This is a genomic window from Pseudomonas sp. 20P_3.2_Bac5, from assembly GCF_025466035.1.
GTDB lineage: Bacteria > Pseudomonadota > Gammaproteobacteria > Pseudomonadales > Pseudomonadaceae > Aquipseudomonas.
Map to the genome: position 1 here is coordinate 1 of NZ_JANLOA010000118.1, position 19,992 is coordinate 19,992.

A 19,992-nucleotide genomic window follows, 5' to 3' on the forward strand; every position below is an offset into this window, starting at 1 on the left:
CGGGCATTGGGGTTGGGCGGCCCACCGCCCCAAGGCGCCCTCCTACAGGGAGCGAGCTTGCTCGCGATGGGTCCCCAACCTCACTGGCAACCGAGGCGTCGTTCCGCGAATCGACTCAGCGATTGGCGAAATACATGGTCACTTCAAAGCCAATACGCAGGTCAGTGTAAGCAGGTTTGGTCCACATGGGATTACTCCTTCGGGATAGGTCTGAGAGGGCACCGCTACTCATTTAGTCCACCCTTTCGGGTGGGCGTTCAAAGTCTCGGGATTGCGCAATCTTACCGAAACAAATTAACTGAACGGTTAAATATTTTTACAGAAAAGCTTTTGCAAAACCCGTAACAGTCACAGCCAGCCGCTCTGCGGCGGCGGTCCGTTGGCCAGCAGCAGCCAGTTTTTTTCACTGTTCAACCGCTTCCAAGCACGGTCGATATCCACTTGCTTGCGTGTGAGGATGGCTGCCGACAGGCGGTCCAAGGTGAAACCGTCGTTGCCGGCCAGGTGGGTTTGCCAGGCCCATTCGGCGACGTCGGCATTGGGCATGGCCGGTTCGGCCAGTTGCACGGCGAGGGCTTCGCGAGCGCTGCCGAGGTCCAGCGCGGGCCGGGCGAGGTACGCGCGGATATGGCCGAGGATTTCTTCATGGCTGGCGCTCGGCGACTGCACGCCAAACATCAGCCCGTTGTGCCCCTGGATTTGCCGAAAGGCGCTGAACACCGCGTAACCCAGTTGCAGCTCGCTGCGCAGGCGTTGGTAGAACGGGCCCTGAATCAGTTGCCCGAGCAGCCGCCCGCTGGCTTCGTCAGGGATCGGGCAGAACAGCAGCAGGGCCGCTTCGCCGTTGGCCTCGGCGTAGCGATGCCATTGGCGGGCCGGCGGTGTTGGAGGCGGCAGTGTTATCGGGTTGCCGGGGAGGTTGGCCAGCAACAGGTTGAGAGCATTCTGCGTCGCCTCGTCAAAGCCGGTGGACAGCGCGGTCCAACCCGGCGCGGCGGGAGCGAGCAAGTGGTGTGGCAGCTCCCGCATCAACGCGCGGATCGGGATCAGCGGCGGCTCCGCGCCCGGCTCGGCGGGGCTGGCTTCGTCCAGTTGCAACAGCGCTTGTTCAATCACTGCCAGCACTGGCGCAGGCGCACCAGCACAGCGCAGTTGCCAGGTGTTGGCCGTGCGGGTCCATTGCAGTTCAACTGCGGCGCGGCTGGCGCGTTCGATGAGCGGCTTGAGCACATCGCGAAGGTGCCCGGCCTGATCTTCGAATTGCAGGCGCAGGTACAGCGCGGCGTACTGGCGAACGGCGGGCAGGGCAAGGCTGACGGTCAATCCGGGGGGTATGGGCGAGTCTCCAACTTCGGCAACCGTGGCGGCGAGCAGCGGCTCCGGTTCCGGCAATCGCCACGGATGACGAGACACGCCGGTGTCCGCCAGCAATACCCGCAGCGCCGTCTGACCCTGCTGATCCAGCGCCCGGAACGGCCGCTCGCGCCGCGCCAGCTCCAGCGCGCCGGCGCTGGCTTCGCGACACGCTTGCAGGCGCTGATATTCCAGGAGCAGGGCGCTGTGATCCGCCTCGCGGAAGAACGCCAGCCAGTCGTGCAATAACGCTTCGGCCTCGACCGCATCGGCGTTCGGGCTCAGTTTCAATCGAGCATGTAACAGCGCCTGATCGCCAAACTGGTACAGCGCGGTGAAGCTGAAGTCTTCCAGCCAGCCACGTTGGCGTAGTTCGGCCGGCAGCCCGCCCGGGCGCGTGTCGGTGATCCAGGTGGTGAGGTAATCGATGGCCTCGTCGGCGCCGTCCGGCAGATGCTCATGGGCGAACAGCAGGTCCAGTTGGCCGTCGATGGGTGGCACACGCAGCGGTCCGTCGAGCAAGGCCGGTGGCGCGGTCTGCTCGGTCCGCGTTGCCGCCGCGAACAGCTTGCCGAACGCGCGCGCGGCCTGTTCCAGTTCATCCAGCGATTGTGGCCCGCTCAGGCTCAGGGTCATTTGCCCGGCCTGATAAAAGCGCTGATGAAAGGCCTTCAGCGCCTGTTGAAACACCGGCTCATCGATTGGCAGGCTGTCGCGGTTACCCGCATGAAAACCACTCAACGGATGCTTCGTCGACACGCTGCGCAACAGCGCGTACTGGCGCTGCGCCTCGGTATTGCCCGACCAGGCGACCCACTCGGCATGGATCACCTCGCGCTCGGCGCGCTGGCGCTCCGGCGTCAGCAACGGGTTCGCCAGCATCTCGCACAGCCGCTCCAGCGCACCGGGGAATGCCGCCGGCGGCACTTCGAAAAAGAACTCGGTGGTGCGTTCGCGGGTGCTCGCATTGAGCTGTCCGCCTTCGCGTTGGACGAAACGCATCAGCCCGTCTTCCACCGGAAAACGGACGGTGCCGAGAAAGAACAGGTGCTCGAGAAAATGCGCCAGGCCGGGATAGCCGGCGGGCGCGTCATGGCTGCCGGCATGCACCCGCACCGCCGCCGCGCAACGCTTGAGGTGCGGCGCATGGCGCAGGTTGACCCGCAGGGCATTGCTCAGGATGAGGTGCTGGAGGGTGCTGGACATGATGGCTCCGAAACGCGCGAGCCATCATGCTAGCGGATAAATCAGTCGCTGCGCGGCTCGCGGTGCAGCTCGCTGCGCAGGTCTTGCAGGTAGGGCGTGTGGGCGCGGCCTTCGTGGACCCGACGCAATTCCAGGTCGGCCGACAACAGCGCGCTGTCGCGCCCGGCCATGGCGAGGATGCTGCCGTCGGGGCCAACGATGCTGCTTTGGCCGCAGTAGTGTATCTCGCCCTCGGCGCCGCAGTAGTTGGCGTAGACCAGGTAACACTGGTTCTCCTGGGCACGGGAGCGCACGGTCACCTGGCAGATGAAATCGTAGGGTTCCATGTTCGCCGTCGGCACCAGGATCAGCTCGGCGCCGGCCATGGCCAGGCGGCGGGCGTTCTCCGGGAACTCGATGTCGTAGCAGATCAGCATGCCGACCTTCCAGCCGTTGAGCTCGACCACCGGGAAGTGGTTGTCGCCGGGGCTGAACATCGCCCGGTCGAGGCCGCCGAACAGGTGGGTCTTGCGGTAGTTGCCGAGGCTGCTGCCGTGGGCGTCGATCAACTGCACGCTGTTGAAGATCCGTCCGTCGTCGCCCAGCTCCGGGTAGCCATAGACGATGGCGATACGGTTGGCCTGGGCGATTTCCACCACGCGCATCGCCGAGGCGCCGTCGTCGGCTTCGGCCAGGCGGGCGACGGCTTCGCTGCCGATGTTGTAGCCGGTGAGGAACATCTCCGGGCACACCAGCAACTCGGCGCCGCGGGAGGCGGCAACCTGCGCCTGCTGCTGCAGACGCTCAAGGTTGCCGGCAACGTCCAGCGGCTGCGGCGAGCCCTGGTAGAGGGCGATACGCATGGCAAATCTCCTGTCAGTCGGCCAGGGCAATCGGGCCGATTTCGTTGAACACATCGCCCGGGCCGGGGTTGTCGGCGTGGGTGCGACCGCCGAAGTGATTCATGATGCCCCAGACCGCGTTGAGCGAGGTCTGCACCGCGCCCTCGACCCAGGCCGGGGTCCAGGATACATCGTCACCGGCGATGAAAATGCCGCGCTGTTCGGCGGGCATGTCCTGCTGCATGAAGTGCGCGTACATGCGCTGGTTGTAGCGGTAATGTCCTGGCAGCGCGCCCTTGAAGGCGCCGAGGAAATACGGATCGGCTTCCCACGACACGGTGATCGGATCGCCGATGATATGCCCGGCGATATCGACCTTCGGGTAGATCTTCTTCAGCGCATCGAGTGCCAGCTTGACCCGCTTTTCCACCGGGTGCGGCAGCATCTTCAGCGCGTCGCTCATCCACGAATAGGACAGGCAGATCACCCCCGGCTTGTCGTCGCCGTTGTCGAACAGGTAGGTGCCGCGGGTCAGACGGTCGGTGAGGGTCATGCTCATCAGGTCGCGGCCGGTTTCCGGGTCCTTGTCCTTCCAGAACGGCCGATCGACCATGACGAAGGTCTTCGACGACTGCATGTAGCGGGTGCGGTCCAGAGCCATCCACATCTTCTGCGAAAACAGCGATTCCTCGCACTCGATCTGGGTGGTCAGCAGCCAGCTCTGGCAGGTGGTCAGCACGGCCGCGTAGTTGCGCGTATCGCCCCAGTTATCGGTGACCGCCACGCTGCCGTCGGCATTGCGGGCGATGCGCTTGACCCCCGGCCGCGGCGCACCCCGGTGCAACGACGCCAGGCTGGTGCCGGCCGGCCAATGGTCGCAGCGCTCGGGCACGTGCTTCCAGATACCCAGCGGCACCTGCTCGACGCCGCCGACCACCAGATGCTGATGGTCGTCGCAGTTGGTCATCACCACGCGGAAGATTTCCAGCATCGAGTTGGGGAAGTCCGAGTCCCAGCCGCCGGTGCCGAAACCGACCTGGCCGAACACTTCGCGGTGCAGGAAGCTCAGCTTGGCGAAGGCTTTCGAGGTAGCGACGAAGTCGTAGAACGTGCGGTCGTCCCACAGCGGAACCAGCGTGTTCCACAGTTCTTTCAGACGCGGCACATCGCGGTCACGGATCGCCTGCTGGATATCGCCGAAGCGCGAGCCGTCTTCCAGGGCGTCGGCCCAGGCGTCGGCGACTTCCTGGAACAGGGCCGGCAGGTCGCTGATCTTTTCCGCGTAGTGGGTCTGGCCTTCGAGGTCGATCACCGTGCTGCCGGAGGCGGGCGTCAGCGGGTTGGGGAAGGGCTTGGTCTCGAGGCCAAGCTTGTCGACGTAGTGATAGAAGGCCGTGGACGACACCGGAAAGCGCATGCCGCCCAGCTCGGCGACGATGCCCTCGGTCCCGGCGAAGGCTTGCGAACGCAGGCGCCCGCCCATCTTCGAGGCCTCGTAGACCACCGGCTTGAGGCCCAGCTTCATCAGCTCATAGGCCGCCACCAGCCCGGCGATACCGGCGCCGACGATCGCCACTTCCTCACCATGACGTTCGGCGGGAATGCTGCCCAGGCCGGCCGGATGCTCAATCCAGTCATCGAAGGCGAAAGGGAAGTCGGGACCGAAGATGGTGACAGGCTTCTTGCCGTCGGCGGGGTGGCGGTTGTTCTTGTTCATGATTGACCTTGCCAGGGGCTGCGCGGGGTGCGGAGCCTGAGTATAGGAAATGCCTGGGGTCAATTTTAGGGAGTGGGGTGTTCGTAATTAAGATGCAGAGTGTTGTCGTTTTGTGGTGTTTTTGGTCGATTTGACGGGTTGTGTTTGCAGAATGACAGTTGCGCTTGTTTTCGCGAGCGAGCTCGCTCCTACAGATCAGGCCGCCGCCAGCTAAACCGGCTGCCCCCGATCCACCTTGCTACTCAGAATGATCGACGTGGTGGTTTTCTCCACCCCTTCCAGGCTGCCGATCTGGTCCAGCAACTGATCGAGCTGTTCCGGCGACTCACTGCGCAGCCACGCCACATAATCGAACTCGCCACTCACCGCGCAAAGCTGCTGCACCTGACCCATGGCGCTCAATCGCCGCACCACCTCCCGCCCGGAGCGCGGTTGCACGGTGATGCCCACGTAGGCTTGCAGCCCGCCATCAATTACCCGCTGGCCAAGGCGCACGCCGTAGCCGCTGATCACCTTGGTCTTCTCCAGCCGCGCCAGCCGTGAGGTCACCGTGGTGCGGGCGATGCCCAGTTGGCGGGCGAGGGTGGCGACGCTTTCGCGGGCGTTGATCTGCAAGGCGGCGATAAGCTGGCGGTCGATTTCATCGAGGGCGGTGCGGCTGTCGGACATGGGATTCCCGGGTACAACGGTGAAGGTCGGCCCAGTGTACAGACGGCGCCGGGCGACTCAACCCGCCGCCTTGAAGCAGTGCTCCAATGCCGGGAAAACCCCCGCGCGCACTTCCCGCGCATACTCGCCCAGCGCCCGGTCGATCGGCCCCTGCAGCTCGGCGTAGCGTTTGACGAAGCGCGGCTGGTATTCGCCGAACAGCCCCAGCAGGTCTTCCGTCACCAGCACCTGTCCGTCGCAGGCCGGTGAGGCACCGATGCCGATGGTGGGAATCTCCAGCTCCTCGCTCAAGGCCCGCGCCAGTGGCTCGGCGATACCTTCCAGCACCACCGAGAACGCGCCGGCTGCCTGCATCGCCAGGGCGTCGCGACGCACTTTCGCCGCGCTTTCTTCGTCCCGGCCCTGGGCCTTGAATCCGCCTTGGCTGTTGACCTGCTGCGGCATCAGTCCGACATGCGCCATCACCGGAATCCCACGTTTGCTAAGGAAGGCCACCGTCTCGGCCATCTCCTCGCCGCCTTCCAGCTTGATGCCTTGGGCGCCGGTGCCGCGCAGCACTTTCGCGGCGTTGAGAAATGCCTGCTCCAGCGAGGCTTGGTAGCTGCCGAACGGCAGGTCCACCACCACGCAGGCCCGCTCCGCGCCACGCATTACGGCCTGGCCGTGGGCGATCATCATGTCGAGGGTTACGCCCAGGGTGCTGGGCATGCCGTACAGCACCATGCCCACCGAGTCGCCGACGATGATGATGTCGGCGTGGGCATCCACCCAGCGCGCCATCGGCAGGCTGTACGCCGTCAGCGCCACCAGGCTGCCAGCACCCTTGCGCTGGCGGATGGCGGGAATGGTCAGGCGGCTTGCGCGGATCTGTGTGCTCATGACGTGTGCTCCTGGCGTTGTTCAACGAGACGCGGCGCAGGCTAACATCGGCTTTTCTGGCTCACTTGAGCAAAGGGGACTAACAATGCCGCACACGGGACAACCCGCCCCGGTACCGCCAGTGCCGGGGCAACTGACCCGGTCCGTGCACGGGCGCATGTTCGACATCCCGGCGGGCTATCGGGTGGACATGCACAGCCACGACTGGGTGCAATTCACCTACGCCAGTGCGGGGATCATGCAGGTGCTGACCGAACGCCACAGCTATCTGCTGCCGCCGCAGTGCGCCGTGTGGATTCCGCCCGGCGTGCGCCACACCGTCTACAGCGAGCGGGCATTGGCCTTTCGCAGCCTCTATCTGGGCGACGGCATCCTCAAGGGCTATGCGCGGGATTGCGCGGTGGTGCAGGTCACGCCGCTGGTGCGCGAGCTGATCGAAAAGGCCAGCCACTTCGCCAACGACTATCCCGAGCAGGGCCCGCAAGCGCGGCTGTTGCAGGTGCTGGTGGATGAGGTGCGCGAACTGCCCGAGGCGCCTTTCAGTCTGCCGCTGCCCAGCGACCCGCGCCTGCGCCGTATCACCGCCGCCTTGCAGGCCGAACCGGGCGATAACCGTGGTATCGAGGAATGGGCACAACAGGTCGGCGCCTCGCGACGTACCCTGGTGCGGCTGTTCCAGGCGCAAACGCAACTGTCGTTCCAGGCTTGGCGCCAACGCTCGCGCTTGCTGGCGGCGCTGCCGATGCTGGCGCAAGGCACGAGCGTCACAGCGGTGGCGAATGAGTTGGGGTATGACTCGGTGTCGGCGTTCATCGCGCTGTTTCAGCGCCACTATGGCGAGACGCCCGGCGCTTATGCGCTCGGCCTGGGCTGAGGCCCGACCGGGAGAAATGAAAAAGCCGCGCAGTGCGCGGCTTTTGGTATCTGGTGGGCCCACACGGACTCGAACCGTGGACCAAAGGATTATGAGTCCTCTGCTCTAACCGACTGAGCTATAGGCCCCAGAGGTCGCGGATTATATCGAGGGATTCCAGGCAGTGCCATCCGAAAGATCCGAAAGTACTATGCGTAAAAACGACTCGGCAAAGGCGTGTGGCGGCAGCGGCAGGCTGACGATGTAGCCCTGGATCTGTTCGCAGCCTTCGGCGGCGAGGAATTCCTGCTGGGCCTGGGTCTCGACGCCCTCGGCAATGATGGTCAGTTGCATGCTGCGGCCCAGGGCAATGATGGCGCGGGCGATGGCGGCATCGTTGGGATCGTCGGGCAGGCCGCGGATGAACGATTGGTCGATCTTGAGGATGTCCAGCGGCAGGCGCTTGAGGTAACTGAGGGACGAGTAACCGGTGCCGAAGTCGTCGATCGCCAGTTGCACGCCCAGGTGCTTGAGCTGGTGGAGGATGGCCAGGCCTTCCTCGGCCTGGCTCATGATGAAGTTCTCGGTGATCTCCAGTTGCAGGTCGCCGGCCTTGAGCTGGTAGGTCTTGAGCAGTTGCTCGATGCGCCGCACCAGCCCCGGCTGGCGCAACTGGGCGCCGGCAAGGTTGACCGAGAGCGGACCGAAGGCCTGGTAGTGGCGCTTCCATTCGTGCATCTGCTGGCAGGCACGCTCCAGCACCCAATCACCGAGCAGCAGGATCATGCCGTTCTCTTCCGCCAGCGGGATGAAGTGCTCGGGCGGGACCTCGCCGAAGGTCGGGTTGGTCCAGCGGATCAGGGCTTCGGCGCCAACCAGGGTGTGGTTCTTCAGGCTCAGCTTGGGCTGGAAGTACAGGCTCAGCTCGTTGCGCTCGATGGCCCGGCGCAGTTCATGCTCCAGGGCGATGCGCTCGCTGGCCTGGGCAGTGAGGTCACGGGTGTAGGACTCGACCCGGTTGCGCCCCTTGGCCTTGGAGCGGTACATCGCCGCGTCGGCGTTGCGGATCAGTGAGGCCACATCGGCGCCGTCCTGCGGGTACAGGCTGATGCCGATGCTAGCGCTGGAGAAGAACTCGTGGTCGCCGGCCTGGAACGGTGCGTTGAAGCAGGTCAGCACTTTCTGTGCGATGTGCTCGGCATCGCTGGCCTGATGCAGGCCGGGCAGCAGGATGATGAATTCATCGCCGCCAAGCCGGGCCACGGTGTCGATGTCGCGCACCTGTTCCTTCAGTCGATGGGCGATGGCCTTGAGCAGCAAGTCGCCTACCGGGTGGCCGAGGCTGTCGTTGATGTGCTTGAAACGGTCCAGGTCGAGGAACAACACCGCGCCCTGGCGGCTCGATGCCTGCGTGCAGTGCAGCGCCGCTTGCAGACGGTTCTCGAACAGCGTGCGGTTGGGCAGGCCGGTGAGTGGGTCGTGGTGGGCCTGGTAGTCGAGCTTGGCCTGGGCGTGCTTGAGGCTGGAGATATCGGCGAACACCGCAACGAAATGCGTGGTGCCCAGTTCCGGGTTGCGCACGGCGCTGATGGTCAGCCAGCCGGGGTAAAGCTCGCCGTTCTTGCGCCGGTTGAGGATCTCGCCCTGCCAGTGGCCTTCCGCGCTCAGTTGATGCCACATGGCGGCGTAGAAGGCGCTGTCGTGCTGGCCGGAGGCGAGCAGGCGCGGGGTCTGGCCGAGGACTTCGGCTTCGCTGTAGCCGGTGATTTCGCTGAACGCCCGGTTGACCGCACTGATGTGTTGCTCGGTGTCAGTGATGAGCACGCCTTCGGCGGTGTTTTCAAAGACGGTCGCCGCCAGTTGCAGCTTTTCCTGCATCTGCTGGCGGTCGGTGATGTCGCGGGCGATGGTCAGCATGCAGTCGATGCCGCCGATGGGCAGCGGCCGGGCCGACAGTTCGCACAGGCGGATCTGCCCGTCGCTGCGCCTCAGGTTGCAGGTGAAATCGCGGACGAAGCCATCCTTTTTCAGTAACTCCAGCATTTGCCGGCGTTCGTTCAGGTTGACCCAGATGCCCAGGTCGATGGCGGTGTGGTCGAGGGACGAATGGCTGTCGAAGCCGGTCAGGCGGCAAAAGCCTTCATTGACCTCCAATAGCAGCCCATCGCTCTGACGCGACAGCAGCATGCCGTCGGGAGAAGCGTGGAAGGCCTTGGCGAACTTCTCTTCGGAAATCTGCAGTTGCTGTTGGGTTTCCTTGAGCTGGCTGATGTCACGCACCGCCACCACCAGCGCCGGGGTGCTTTCCAGGTCGAAGGATTCTGCCGAAATCAGGCCGGTGAACAACTGGCCGTTACTGCGACGGAAACTCATCTCCAGATTGCGCACGCTGCCCCGCTGCAGGCGTTCCAGCAGGCCGGCGCCAATGCCTTCGACGCCCCAGATGTTCAATTCGGTGGCGGTTCGGCCAACGACCTGGGAAGGGCTGAGGCCGATCTGTTCCACGAATGTTTCGTTGACCTCCAGCAGGCAGCCGTCGCTGAGTCGAGCGATGACCAGGATGTCGGGGCATTGATGGAAGACCGACGCGAACTTCTGTTCTGAGAGGCGCAGCGCTTGCTCGGTGTATTTGGCCTCGCTGATGTCGATCATCAGGCCGCGCATTACCGGGCGATGACCGTGTTCGATCAGGCTGACGATGTCGCGGATCCACAAGGTTCGGCCATCGGAACGGATTACCCGGTAATCGAGGCTGTGATCGCGGCCGGCGGCGGTTTCTGCGTCGCAGTAAGCCTGCGCCCACAGCGCGTCCTCGGGGTGCAGGATGGAGCGCCAGAAACCAGGCTCCAGCCAGCGGCTGAGCGGGTAGCCAAGGAGGTCTTCGGCGTGGGGCGACACGTAGTTGTAGGTGAAGTCATTGGCGTCGGCTTCCCAGGCAATGGCCGACAGGCTCTCGACCAGGCCGCGATAGTGGTATTCGCTGCTGCGCAGTTCTTGTTCCAGCGCGATGCGCCTGGAAATCTCGGAGCTGAGGCGGCGGTTGACGCGCATGACCCCCGCCAGTATCGCCACCATGAACAGCACGCCGGGCAGGCCGTAGGTCAGCAGGTCGTACCAGAAGGTGCGGTGGTCCAGGACATTGCCGACCCAGCGCTGCTGGATGCTGTTGATTTCCTCGGGGGTCATGTCGGCGATGACCTTGTCGAGGATGCCGACCAGTACTTTCTGTTCCCTCGGAACGCCCATTGCCAGTTGATAACGGTAAGGCGTTTCACCGCTGACATAGAGCCCTTCAAGCTTGAGCTCGCGCAGGCTCCAGACGCTGGAGGCAAGGTCGCCGACGACCGCGTCCACTTCATCCGTGGCCAGGGCTTGCAGTGCCGAGCTGACGTTGGGCATGGCAACCAGATTGAGGTCGGGGTGGTGGGTGCGCAGCAGCTCATGCGGCGCATAGTTTTCCACCACCGCGATTTTCAGGCCGTAGAGGTCCTTCAACGCCTTGGGCTGGGGACCGCCTTCATGGGACAGGATGACAATGGGAAAGTCGAGGTAAGGGCGGGTGAAGGACAGGTAGGCCTGGCGCTCCGGCGTGGACATGACGCCGGGCAGCAGGTCGAGCCGGTTTTGCCGCGCGCGCTCGAGTACGGCGGTCCAACTGGTTGGCTCCACCGGTTCGAAGGCGACATTCAAGCGATCCTGAATCACGGCAATGTAGTCGGCGGCCAATCCCTGGTAGCGGCCTTCCTGGTCCCGGTATTCGAACGGTGGCCACGAAGCATCGACGCCCAGGCGCAGTTTGGGGTGCGCGCTGAGCCAGGCCTGCTCTTCTTCAGTCAGGGTCAAGGCGCCGGCCGTCGCGCTCCAGGCCAGCAGGAGCGATAACAGAAGGGCCGGCATTCTCGGCATAGCGGCCTCATCGATCTAATGGATAGAGTCGAGTGTAGACGGGCATTCCGTCCACAGGGCCGCTGCCGACAGCAGGATTTTCCGAGCGGAAAAGAAAAACCCCGGCGGGTGCCGGGGTTTGTCATTACTCGTCGAGGAAGGAGCGTAGATGCTCGCTTCGCGTCGGGTGGCGCAGCTTGCGCAGCGCCTTGGCTTCGATCTGACGGATCCGCTCACGGGTCACATCGAACTGTTTGCCGACCTCTTCGAGGGTGTGATCGGTGTTCATGTCGATACCGAAACGCATGCGCAGCACTTTGGCTTCGCGTGCGGTCAGGCCCGAGAGCACGTCACGGGTTGCTTCCTTGAGGCTTTCGACCGTGGCGACATCGATTGGCGACTGCATGGTCGAGTCTTCGATGAAGTCACCCAGATGCGAATCTTCGTCGTCGCCGATCGGGGTTTCCATGGAGATCGGCTCTTTGGCGATCTTCAGTACCTTGCGGATCTTGTCCTCAGGCATTTCCATGCGTTCGCCCAGCTCTTCCGGGGTCGGTTCACGACCCATTTCCTGCAGCATCTGCCGGGAAATGCGGTTGAGCTTGTTGATCGTCTCGATCATGTGCACCGGAATACGGATGGTGCGGGCCTGGTCGGCGATCGAACGGGTGATCGCCTGGCGAATCCACCAGGTGGCATAGGTCGAGAACTTGTAGCCGCGACGGTATTCGAACTTGTCCACCGCCTTCATCAGGCCGATGTTGCCTTCCTGGATCAGGTCGAGGAACTGCAGGCCGCGGTTGGTGTACTTCTTGGCGATCGAGATAACCAGACGCAGGTTGGCCTCGACCATTTCTTTCTTGGCGCGACGAGCCTTGGCTTCACCGATCGACATGCGACGGTTGACGTCCTTGATCTCGGCGATGGTCAGACCGGTTTCGGCTTCGAGGTCGACCAGCTTCTGCTGGCAACGCACGATGTCCGCGTCCAGACGACCCAGGGCTTCAGCCCATTTGGTGCTGCGCTTGGCGAGGTCGCCGCTCCAGGTCATGTCGACTTCGTTGCTCGGGAACAGACGCAGGAAGTCGGCGCGTGGCATGCGGGCGTCACGGACGCACAGTTGCATGATGGCGCGTTCCTGGGCACGCAGACGCTCAAGTGCACCGCGAACACGCTCGACCAGCACTTCGAACTGCTTCGGAACCAGCTTGATCGGCATGAACAGCTCGGCCAGTGCCAGCAGCTCGGCAACGCCTTGCTTGCTGCCGCGACCATGCTTCTTCAGGATCTTGGTGGTAGCTTCCAGTTGTTCGGCGACGGCACCGAAACGTTGGCGCGCGATTTCAGGATCGGGACCGCTTTCGGTCTCTTCCTCTTCTTCGGCACCTTCTTTCTCTTCGTCTTCGTCCTCGTCACCTTCGGCCTTGGCCGGGGCTTTCGGATCGACAGGCGGAGGCACTTCGGCCGGCGGTGCAATACCGTCGTCCGGGTCGATGTAGCCGCTCAGGACGTCGGACAGCCGACCGCCTTCGACGGTAACGCGATCATATTCGCCGAGGATGTATTCGACGGTACCGGGGAAGTGAGCGATAGCGCTCATTACTTCACGGATGCCTTCCTCGATCCGCTTGGCGATTTCGATTTCGCCTTCACGGGTCAGAAGCTCGACGGTCCCCATTTCGCGCATGTACATGCGCACTGGGTCGGTGGTGCGACCGATATCGGTTTCCACAGCCGCCAACGCTGCTGCGGCTTCTTCGGCTGCGGCTTCGTCGGTATCGGCTTCGGCCAACAAAAGGGCATCCGCATCCGGAGCACTCTCGAATACGTTGATCCCCATGTCGTTGATCATGCGGATGATGTCTTCCACCTGTTCCGGATCTGAAATATCCTCCGGCAGGTGGTCGTTGACCTCCGCGTAAGTCAGGTAGCCCTGCTCACGACCGCGGGTGATCAACTCTTTGATGCGAGACTGCTGTTGCGCTTTTCCGGACATAACACCCTATCCACTGAAGGTCTTGGCGGGCAAAAAACAAGCCGAGGATTATACCCGAGCATGGACCTCACGCGCCAGTTGAGGTCGGGGTTTGTGCGGGAACATTGCGACTCAGCAGGTCGCGCAGCTGATTTTTTTCCTCTGCGCTCAATTCGCTTTGACGTGCTTTTCTGAGCAGATGTTCCAGGCTGCGCTCGCGTTGGCGAGCGGACAAGCTAGTTATAGTGTCGAAAAACTGTTGTTCAAGGTTGTCGGCATCGATCAGCCATTCCTTTTCCGCCAGCGCCCGCAGCAGACGGCCTTGTTCAGTACCGTGCCAGCGTGCGATCAACTGTAATGAGCGTAGCTCAGGTTTTTTTTGCAGCGCTTCGACCAGTGCTACCAGCAGTTGCGCGTGAAGATGTTCTTCGGCGGCAAAATGGCTGGTTTCCTCGACTTTTCTCGCCAGTTCCGGGTGATGCAGCAAGGTCCGCAGGGCGATGATGGTCGGTGGTTCGACCGAGGTCGGGACCCATGCCGGGTGGAATTCCTGGCGTTTGCCATTGCGATCCCACGGTTTGCCCTTCTTGCCCTGGCCGTCCCATTTCTTCTTCTGCTGCTGGCCGCCCTGGTTGGGCGTCCATTGCGGCTGGGGCTGGAAATGCTCCGGCTGGTGGAAGTCGCTGTAGTCCTGGCTGTAGTCCGGAATCGCATCGTAGTCGATGCCCGGGTCGTAGGCCGGCGGCGCCTCGAGCGGCGCGCTCTGGGCCAGTCGCTCGACCTGCTGGTTGTCCAGCCCGGTGATTTCCTTCAGGCGATTGCGCATCAGGGCGCGCAGGTTGGCGCCCGGCACTTTGTCGATCAGCGGTGCGGCGAGGGTGGCCATGTGGGCCTTGCCTTCGAGCGAGCGCGGATCGGCTTCCTCGGTCAGTTGCTGGAAGAAGTAGTCGGCCAGCGGCTGAGCGTGCTGGTTGATGCGGGCGCGGAAGGCATCGGTGCCTTCGGCGCGTACCAGGGTGTCCGGGTCTTCACCTTCGGGCAGGAACAGGAAGCGCGCCTTGCGGCCATCCTGCAGGCTCGACAGTGCTGCTTCCAGTGCACGCCAGGCGGCGTTGCGGCCGGCCTGGTCGCCGTCGAAGCAGAACAATACGCTGGGCACCACGCGGAACAGGCGTTTGAGGTGTTCCTCACTGGTCGCTGTGCCCAGGGTTGCGACGGCATTGCGCAGGCCTTGCTGGGCGAGGGCGATGACGTCCATATAGCCCTCGACGACGATGATCTCGTCGAGGTTGCGGTTGAATTTGCGTGCCTCGTACAGCCCGTACAGCTCCTGGCCCTTGTGAAAGACCGGGGTTTCCGGGGAGTTGAGGTATTTGGGCTTGTCGTCGCCGAGTACCCGGCCACCGAAGGCGATCACTCTGCCGCGACTGTCGCGGATCGGGAACATGACCCGGTCGCGGAAGCGGTCGTAGCGCTTGCCGGATTCGGCGTTCTCGATGAGCAGGCCGGCGTCGATCATGGCCTTTTGTTGCAGGGTATCGCTGCCCAGATGCTTGAATAGGTTGTCCCAGCCGGGCGGGGCGAAACCGAGGCCAAAGTCGCGGGCGATTTCCCCGGACAGGCCGCGGCCCTTGAGGTAGTCCACCGCCGCTTTGCGGGTCGGGTGGCTTTTCAGGGCCTGGCGATAAAACTCGGCGGACGCGGTGAGCAACGGGTAGAGCGGCGAATCGGTCGGCTGGCGCGGCTTGTGTCCGCGACCGCTTTCTTCGCGGGGGATTTCCATCCCCGCAGCCTTGGCCAGTTCTTCGACAGCCTGGGGAAAGTCCAGGTTGTCGTGGTCCATGATGAAGCCGAGGGCGTTGCCGCCGGCGCCACAGCCGAAGCAGTAATAGAACTGCTTGTCGGGGCTGACGCTGAAGGACGGGGTCTTTTCCTTGTGGAACGGGCAGCAGGCGGTGAGGTTCTTGCCGGCTTTTTTCAGCTGGACGCGAGAACTCACCACATCGACGATGTCGGTGCGGTTCAGAAGGTCGTCAATGAAGCTTTGGGGAATCAACCCGGCCATGGCTCTCTCGTCGTCAGGCGATAACAAAGTCTATCGCTAATGCAGCGGGAACGACGGTGCATTCGAAGCAGGTGTCGAATGGCATGACGCAAAAACGGAAAGAAGGGTGTGCTCGTCTGCAGCCCGTAAGGGCTCGTCAGTGGTGACGTGCACGGCTGGCGTTGAGGCCAGTTCTGACGATTTAAGCAGGCTTGCCCGCGCTGATAAACAGTCTGGGCGTCTCTGGCATCACGACCTGGGTCGCTGCCGGAGTAAACAGCAGAACATCTGCCGGCAGCCCGGCTGTAGGCCGGGCAAGGCAGAAGCTTGCGACGAATGTCTGTATTAGTACAGACGAACGGCGCGGCGCTGTTCGCGCTGAACTTTCTTGGCGTGACGCTTAACAGCGGCTGCTGCTTTACGCTTACGCTCAGAAGTTGGCTTCTCGTAAAATTCGCGGCTACGAACTTCAGCCAGTACACCGGCTTTTTCGCAGGAGCGCTTGAAACGACGCAGAGCTACGTCGAAGGGTTCATTCTCTTTAACTTTGACGGCTGGCATCCAGAGCTACCTTCATTCATTACCGGGGTCAACGAACTCGTGGCAGAAATGTGCACTGGAGTAACGTCGGTTTTAAGGGTTGCGGATGGTAACTCTTAGCTGGGCGGAATGCAAAGCCTCTGATCGAAAACCGCTGGTCGGCACCGGGAGCGGGGACTATCATGCGCGCCTTCGAATTCAGCCTCGACAAGGCAAACACCCATGCTAGTACTGGGATTGGAAACATCCTGCGATGAAACCGGCGTCGCGCTCTACGACAGCGAGCGAGGCCTGCTGGCCGACGCGTTATTCAGCCAGATCGACCTGCACCGCGTCTACGGCGGCGTGGTGCCCGAGCTCGCTTCGCGCGATCACGTCAAGCGCATGCTGCCGCTGATCCGCCAGGTTCTGGCCGAAGCCGATTGCGCGCCTACCGAGATCGATGCGATCGCCTACACGGCCGGCCCCGGCCTGGTCGGTGCGCTGCTGGTGGGCGCCTCTTGCGCCCAGGCCCTGGCCTTTGCCTGGGATATTCCGGCGTTGGGCGTCCACCATATGGAAGGTCATCTGCTGGCGCCGATGCTGGAAGAGCATCCTCCGGAATTCCCGTTCGTCGCCTTGCTGGTGTCGGGCGGCCATACGCAACTGGTGCGGGTCGATGGCATTGGCCGTTACGAGCTGCTCGGCGAGTCGCTGGACGACGCCGCAGGCGAGGCCTTCGACAAGACTGCCAAGCTGATCGGCCTGAATTATCCGGGCGGTCCTGAAATTGCGCGCCTGGCAACCCAGGGCGTGCCCGGCCGCTTCGTATTCCCGCGGCCGATGACCGATCGCCCGGGCCTGGATTTCAGCTTCAGTGGCTTGAAAACCTTCGCCCTCAATACCTGGCAGCAGTGCAAGAGCGCTGGGGACGACGGCGAGCAAACCCGTTGCGACATCTCCCTGGCCTTCGAGAAGGCGGTGGTAGAGACTCTGACCATCAAGTGCCGTCGCGCATTGCAGCAGACCGGCCTGAAGCGCCTGGTGATCGCTGGCGGTGTAAGCGCCAACAAGGCGTTGCGCGCGTCCCTCGAAGATATGACTGCAGGCCTGAAGGGCAATGTGTATTACGCCCGGCCGCAGTTCTGCACCGATAACGGCGCGATGATTGCCTATGCGGGATGCCAGCGCCTGGCGGCGGGCCAGAAGGAAAGCCTGGCGATCAGCGTGCAGGCACGCTGGCCGATGGAACAGTTGCAGGCGATCTGAAGGTGAATCCTGTTCATTCGGCGCGTTCAGAAATGCCGTTCGCGCCCGGCGAACAGGTCGCGTAGATTGCCGCGATGACGCCAGACGATGAGCAAGGTCAACAGGCTCATTGGCAACAACGCTTCAGGCTCGCGCCAGGCCAGCAGTGGCAGGGTGAGGGGTGTTGCGATCAGGGCGGCCAGCGAGCTGGTGCGGGTCAGGTAGAAGGTCAGCAGCCAACTGCTGATGGCCAGCAAGGCGGCCGGCGGGTAGAGGCCGAGCAGCATGCCGGCGGCGGTGGCGACACCCTTGCCGCCGCGGAAGCGGAAGTACACCGGGAACAGGTGGCCGATGACCGCGCTGACGCCGATCCAGGCCTGCTCTTGTTGGTCCAGGCCAGCCGAATGGGCGAGCAGTACGGGCAATAGCCCCTTGCACAGGTCGCCAAGCAGGGTCAGGATCGCCAGTTTCCGCCCTGCCAGACGCAACATGTTGGTGGCGCCGGCATTGCCTGAACCGCTCAGGCGCGGGTCCGGGCTACCGCTCAGGCGGCTGAGGACGATGGCGAAGGACAGAGAGCCGAGCAGGTAGGCGAATAACGCCAGTAACCAAAACATGCTAACTATTCCGGGCGAGGACGCCCTGATTCTAACGGCGCAAGGCGCCCTTGTCGTGCTGTGGAGAGAAGTGCTTGGACAGAGTGTTCATCGAGGGGCTGGAAGTCGACACCGTGATCGGTGCCTACGACTGGGAACGTGGCATTCGCCAGTGCCTGCGGCTGGACCTGCGGTTCGCCTGGGATAATCGCCCGGCGGCAGCGGGAGACGACCTCACCCTCGCCCTGGACTATGCCAGCGTCTCGGCGCGAATCCAGGCATTTGCCGAACAGACGCAGTTCCAGTTGGTGGAAACCTTCGCCGAGCGTCTGGCCCAGGTGCTGATGGCGGAGTTCAACATTCCATGGCTGCACTTGAAGCTGACCAAGCCCGGCGCGGTGCCTGCGGCCTCGGGAGTTGGTGTGGAGATCGAGCGCGGATGCCTCTGATACGGGTCTACCTGGGCCTCGGCAGTAATGTCGAGCGCGAACGGCACCTCAGTGCCGGCCTCGACGCACTGGCCGGTTTTCTCCAGCAAATGGAGTGTTCCGCCGTCTTCGAAAGTCAGGCGGTGGGCATCAAGAGCGGGCCGTTTTTCAATCTGGTGGTGACCGGCATGACCGATCTGCCGCTGATCGAACTGGATCGCCGGCTCAAGTTCATCGAGGCCGACAACGGCCGCTATGCGCCGGAGCGCAAAGGGCTGCCGCTGGACATCGATGTGCTGATGTACGGCGACCTTCACGGCAACTTCGACGGCCTGATCCTGCCCCGTGCCGAAATTCTGAAAAACGCTTTCGTTCTGTGGCCGCTATCGCTGATAGCGCCGACGCTGCTGCATCCGGGCGCCGGCAAGACCATGGCGCAGCTATGGAGCGAGGCGCAGATCGACCAGGTCCTCGCCCCCGTGCCGTTCCTCTGGAGCGACCGGCAGTTGACTCCGCAAGGGCTCTGATCGAGCGCCGCGAACTCAGGTCGCGGCGTTTTCCTTGTAGGCTTTCAGCGCATTCAGACGCGCTTTCTTCAGTGCTTCGCCCAGTGCCTGCCCGGTGTAGCCCTGCTGCACCAACGGCTGCACGGCCACTTCTCTCGTCGCCGCAGCCGCGCCGCGCAGATATTCCGCCTGTGGATAAGCACGATCCTCCAGCCCCAGCCGACCCCGCGCATCCATTTCGCAAGCGGCAATAAATTCTTCGAACCGCTGTGGGCGCCGATACACGTCGAAACGTTGCAGCAGCTCCAGCAAGGTCGAGGGCTTCAGTTCCAGGGCGCGATGGCCGTGGGTGTGGAACTCGCCTACCAGCAGCGCCAGCTCCTGGCAGTCGCGCGGTGCCTTGAAGCGCTGGTTGACCGCTTCGATCAATTTCAGGCCGCGATGTTCATGGGCGATATGTCGGGGCCATTCGGCTTCCGGCGTGGTGCCCTTGCCCAGGTCGTGGAGCAGGCAGGCCCAGCGCACGGTCAGTGGATGCTCATGCCGCGCGGCTTGTTCCAGCACCGCAAGCGTATGGGCGCCGGTATCGATTTCCGGGTGATGGGCGGCCGGCTGGGGCACGCCGAACAGGGCGTCCAGCTCGGGCATCAGTTGCTTGAGTGCGCCGCAGTCGCGTAGGACCTGAATGAATACCTGGGGGGCATCTTCCATCATTGCGCGGGAAATTTCTTTCCAGCTGCGTTCTGCGGTGAGGGCCTGCAATTCACCTGATTCGCTCAACTGACGCATCAGTTCCAGGGTTTCAGGGGCCACCGTGAAACCGAGCCCGGCGAAGCGCGCGGCGAAGCGGGCCACGCGCAGGACTCGCAAAGGATCTTCGGCGAACGCGGGGGAAACATGGCGGAGAATGCGGTCTTCTAGGTCTTTCTGGCCGTTGTAGGGATCGGTCAGATTACCGTCGCTGTCTTCGGCCATGGCGTTGATGGTGAGGTCGCGGCGGATCAGGTCCTGCTCAAGGGTGACCTCCGGACTGGCATGGAACGTAAAGCCGCCGTAGCCAACGCCACTCTTGCGCTCGGTGCGGGCGAGGGCATATTCCTCGCCGCTCTTGGGGTGCAGGAACACCGGGAAATCGCTGCCTACCGGGCGAAAGCCCTGGGCCTGCATCTGTTCGACCGTGGCTCCAACCACCACCCAGTCGTTGTCGGTGACCGGCCTGCCGAGCAGGCGGTCGCGCACGGCGCCGCCGACTTTGTAAATCTGCATGAAAAACCTCCGTAGATGCCCCACAGG

The 19,992-nt window shown here is 63.2% G+C and carries 16 protein-coding genes and 1 tRNA gene; 4 read left to right on the forward strand and 13 right to left on the reverse strand.

The window, feature by feature from the left end; all coding sequences use genetic code 11:
- Positions 1–115 precede the first annotated feature (115 nt).
- From pqqA to panB, 6 genes are all read right to left on the reverse strand, one after another.
- Positions 116–187, reverse strand: coding sequence for a pyrroloquinoline quinone precursor peptide PqqA (gene pqqA, locus NTD88_RS21455; protein ID WP_003243383.1), 72 nt, complete (start codon positions 185–187; stop codon positions 116–118).
- A 161-nt stretch (positions 188–348) separates the two neighbouring features.
- Positions 349–2,559: a pyrroloquinoline quinone biosynthesis protein PqqF gene (gene pqqF / locus NTD88_RS21460; protein ID WP_262153395.1), complete on the reverse strand. Its 2,211-nt coding sequence runs from the start codon at positions 2,557–2,559 to the stop codon at positions 349–351.
- Between the two features lie 41 nt (positions 2,560–2,600).
- Entirely contained in the window at positions 2,601–3,401 is an 801-nt protein-coding gene (locus NTD88_RS21465; protein ID WP_262153394.1) for a carbon-nitrogen hydrolase family protein, read from the reverse strand.
- 13 nt (positions 3,402–3,414) lie between these two features.
- Positions 3,415–5,097 carry a flavin monoamine oxidase family protein gene (locus tag NTD88_RS21470; RefSeq protein WP_262153393.1) on the reverse strand — a complete coding sequence of 561 codons (1,683 nt, stop codon included), beginning with the start codon at positions 5,095–5,097 and terminating at the stop codon, positions 3,415–3,417.
- Positions 5,098–5,307: 210 nt separating this feature from the next.
- Positions 5,308–5,766: an Lrp/AsnC family transcriptional regulator gene (locus tag NTD88_RS21475; RefSeq protein WP_095156172.1), complete on the reverse strand. Its 459-nt coding sequence runs from the start codon at positions 5,764–5,766 to the stop codon at positions 5,308–5,310.
- A gap of 57 nt (positions 5,767–5,823) precedes the next feature.
- Positions 5,824–6,645 (reverse strand): 3-methyl-2-oxobutanoate hydroxymethyltransferase, encoded by an 822-nt coding sequence (gene panB / locus NTD88_RS21480; protein WP_262153392.1) that lies wholly within the window; start codon positions 6,643–6,645, stop codon positions 5,824–5,826.
- 85 nt (positions 6,646–6,730) lie between these two features.
- On the opposite strand from panB, the gene NTD88_RS21485 reads away from it, so the two are divergent.
- Positions 6,731–7,519, forward strand: coding sequence for an AraC family transcriptional regulator (locus tag NTD88_RS21485; RefSeq protein ID WP_262153391.1), 789 nt, complete (start codon positions 6,731–6,733; stop codon positions 7,517–7,519).
- Between the two features lie 51 nt (positions 7,520–7,570).
- On the opposite strand, the gene NTD88_RS21490 is transcribed toward NTD88_RS21485, so the two are convergent.
- The 5 genes from NTD88_RS21490 to rpsU all read right to left on the reverse strand — a co-directional run bounded on the left by NTD88_RS21490 (position 7,571) and on the right by rpsU (position 15,963).
- Positions 7,571–7,647: transfer RNA gene (locus tag NTD88_RS21490), tRNA-Ile, on the reverse strand.
- Positions 7,648–7,660: 13 nt separating this feature from the next.
- Positions 7,661–11,404: a bifunctional diguanylate cyclase/phosphodiesterase gene (locus tag NTD88_RS21495; protein ID WP_262153390.1), complete on the reverse strand. Its 3,744-nt coding sequence runs from the start codon at positions 11,402–11,404 to the stop codon at positions 7,661–7,663.
- Positions 11,405–11,528: 124 nt separating this feature from the next.
- Entirely contained in the window at positions 11,529–13,379 is a 1,851-nt protein-coding gene (gene rpoD / locus NTD88_RS21500; RefSeq protein WP_095156168.1) for an RNA polymerase sigma factor RpoD, read from the reverse strand.
- Between the two features lie 67 nt (positions 13,380–13,446).
- Entirely contained in the window at positions 13,447–15,423 is a 1,977-nt protein-coding gene (dnaG, locus tag NTD88_RS21505) for a DNA primase (RefSeq protein ID WP_262153389.1), read from the reverse strand.
- 324 nt (positions 15,424–15,747) lie between these two features.
- The gene (gene rpsU, locus NTD88_RS21510) at positions 15,748–15,963 is read right to left on the reverse strand and encodes a 30S ribosomal protein S21 (RefSeq protein WP_002551877.1); all 216 of its coding nucleotides are present in this window, start codon (positions 15,961–15,963) and stop codon (positions 15,748–15,750) included.
- Positions 15,964–16,164: 201 nt separating this feature from the next.
- Here rpsU and tsaD point away from each other — a divergent pair, with 201 nt between their 5' ends.
- Positions 16,165–17,190 (forward strand): tRNA (adenosine(37)-N6)-threonylcarbamoyltransferase complex transferase subunit TsaD, encoded by a 1,026-nt coding sequence (tsaD, locus tag NTD88_RS21515; protein WP_095156166.1) that lies wholly within the window; start codon positions 16,165–16,167, stop codon positions 17,188–17,190.
- 26 nt (positions 17,191–17,216) lie between these two features.
- Here the strand turns inward: tsaD and plsY are convergent, their stop codons facing one another.
- Positions 17,217–17,786 carry a glycerol-3-phosphate 1-O-acyltransferase PlsY gene (plsY, locus tag NTD88_RS21520; RefSeq protein WP_262131217.1) on the reverse strand — a complete coding sequence of 190 codons (570 nt, stop codon included), beginning with the start codon at positions 17,784–17,786 and terminating at the stop codon, positions 17,217–17,219.
- Positions 17,787–17,860: 74 nt separating this feature from the next.
- Here plsY and folB point away from each other — a divergent pair, with 74 nt between their 5' ends.
- Together folB and folK are read left to right on the forward strand one after the other, a co-directional pair.
- Positions 17,861–18,214 carry a dihydroneopterin aldolase gene (gene folB, locus NTD88_RS21525; RefSeq protein ID WP_095156164.1) on the forward strand — a complete coding sequence of 118 codons (354 nt, stop codon included), beginning with the start codon at positions 17,861–17,863 and terminating at the stop codon, positions 18,212–18,214.
- Positions 18,205–18,720 (forward strand): 2-amino-4-hydroxy-6-hydroxymethyldihydropteridine diphosphokinase, encoded by a 516-nt coding sequence (gene folK / locus NTD88_RS21530; protein ID WP_262153388.1) that lies wholly within the window; start codon positions 18,205–18,207, stop codon positions 18,718–18,720. The genes folB and folK overlap by 10 nt, the downstream gene beginning before the upstream one ends.
- Positions 18,721–18,735: 15 nt before the next feature.
- Here the strand turns inward: folK and NTD88_RS21535 are convergent, their stop codons facing one another.
- Positions 18,736–19,965, reverse strand: a complete 1,230-nt coding sequence (locus tag NTD88_RS21535; protein WP_262153387.1) for a multifunctional CCA addition/repair protein — start codon at positions 19,963–19,965, stop codon at positions 18,736–18,738.
- Positions 19,966–19,992: the final 27 nt, after the last annotated feature.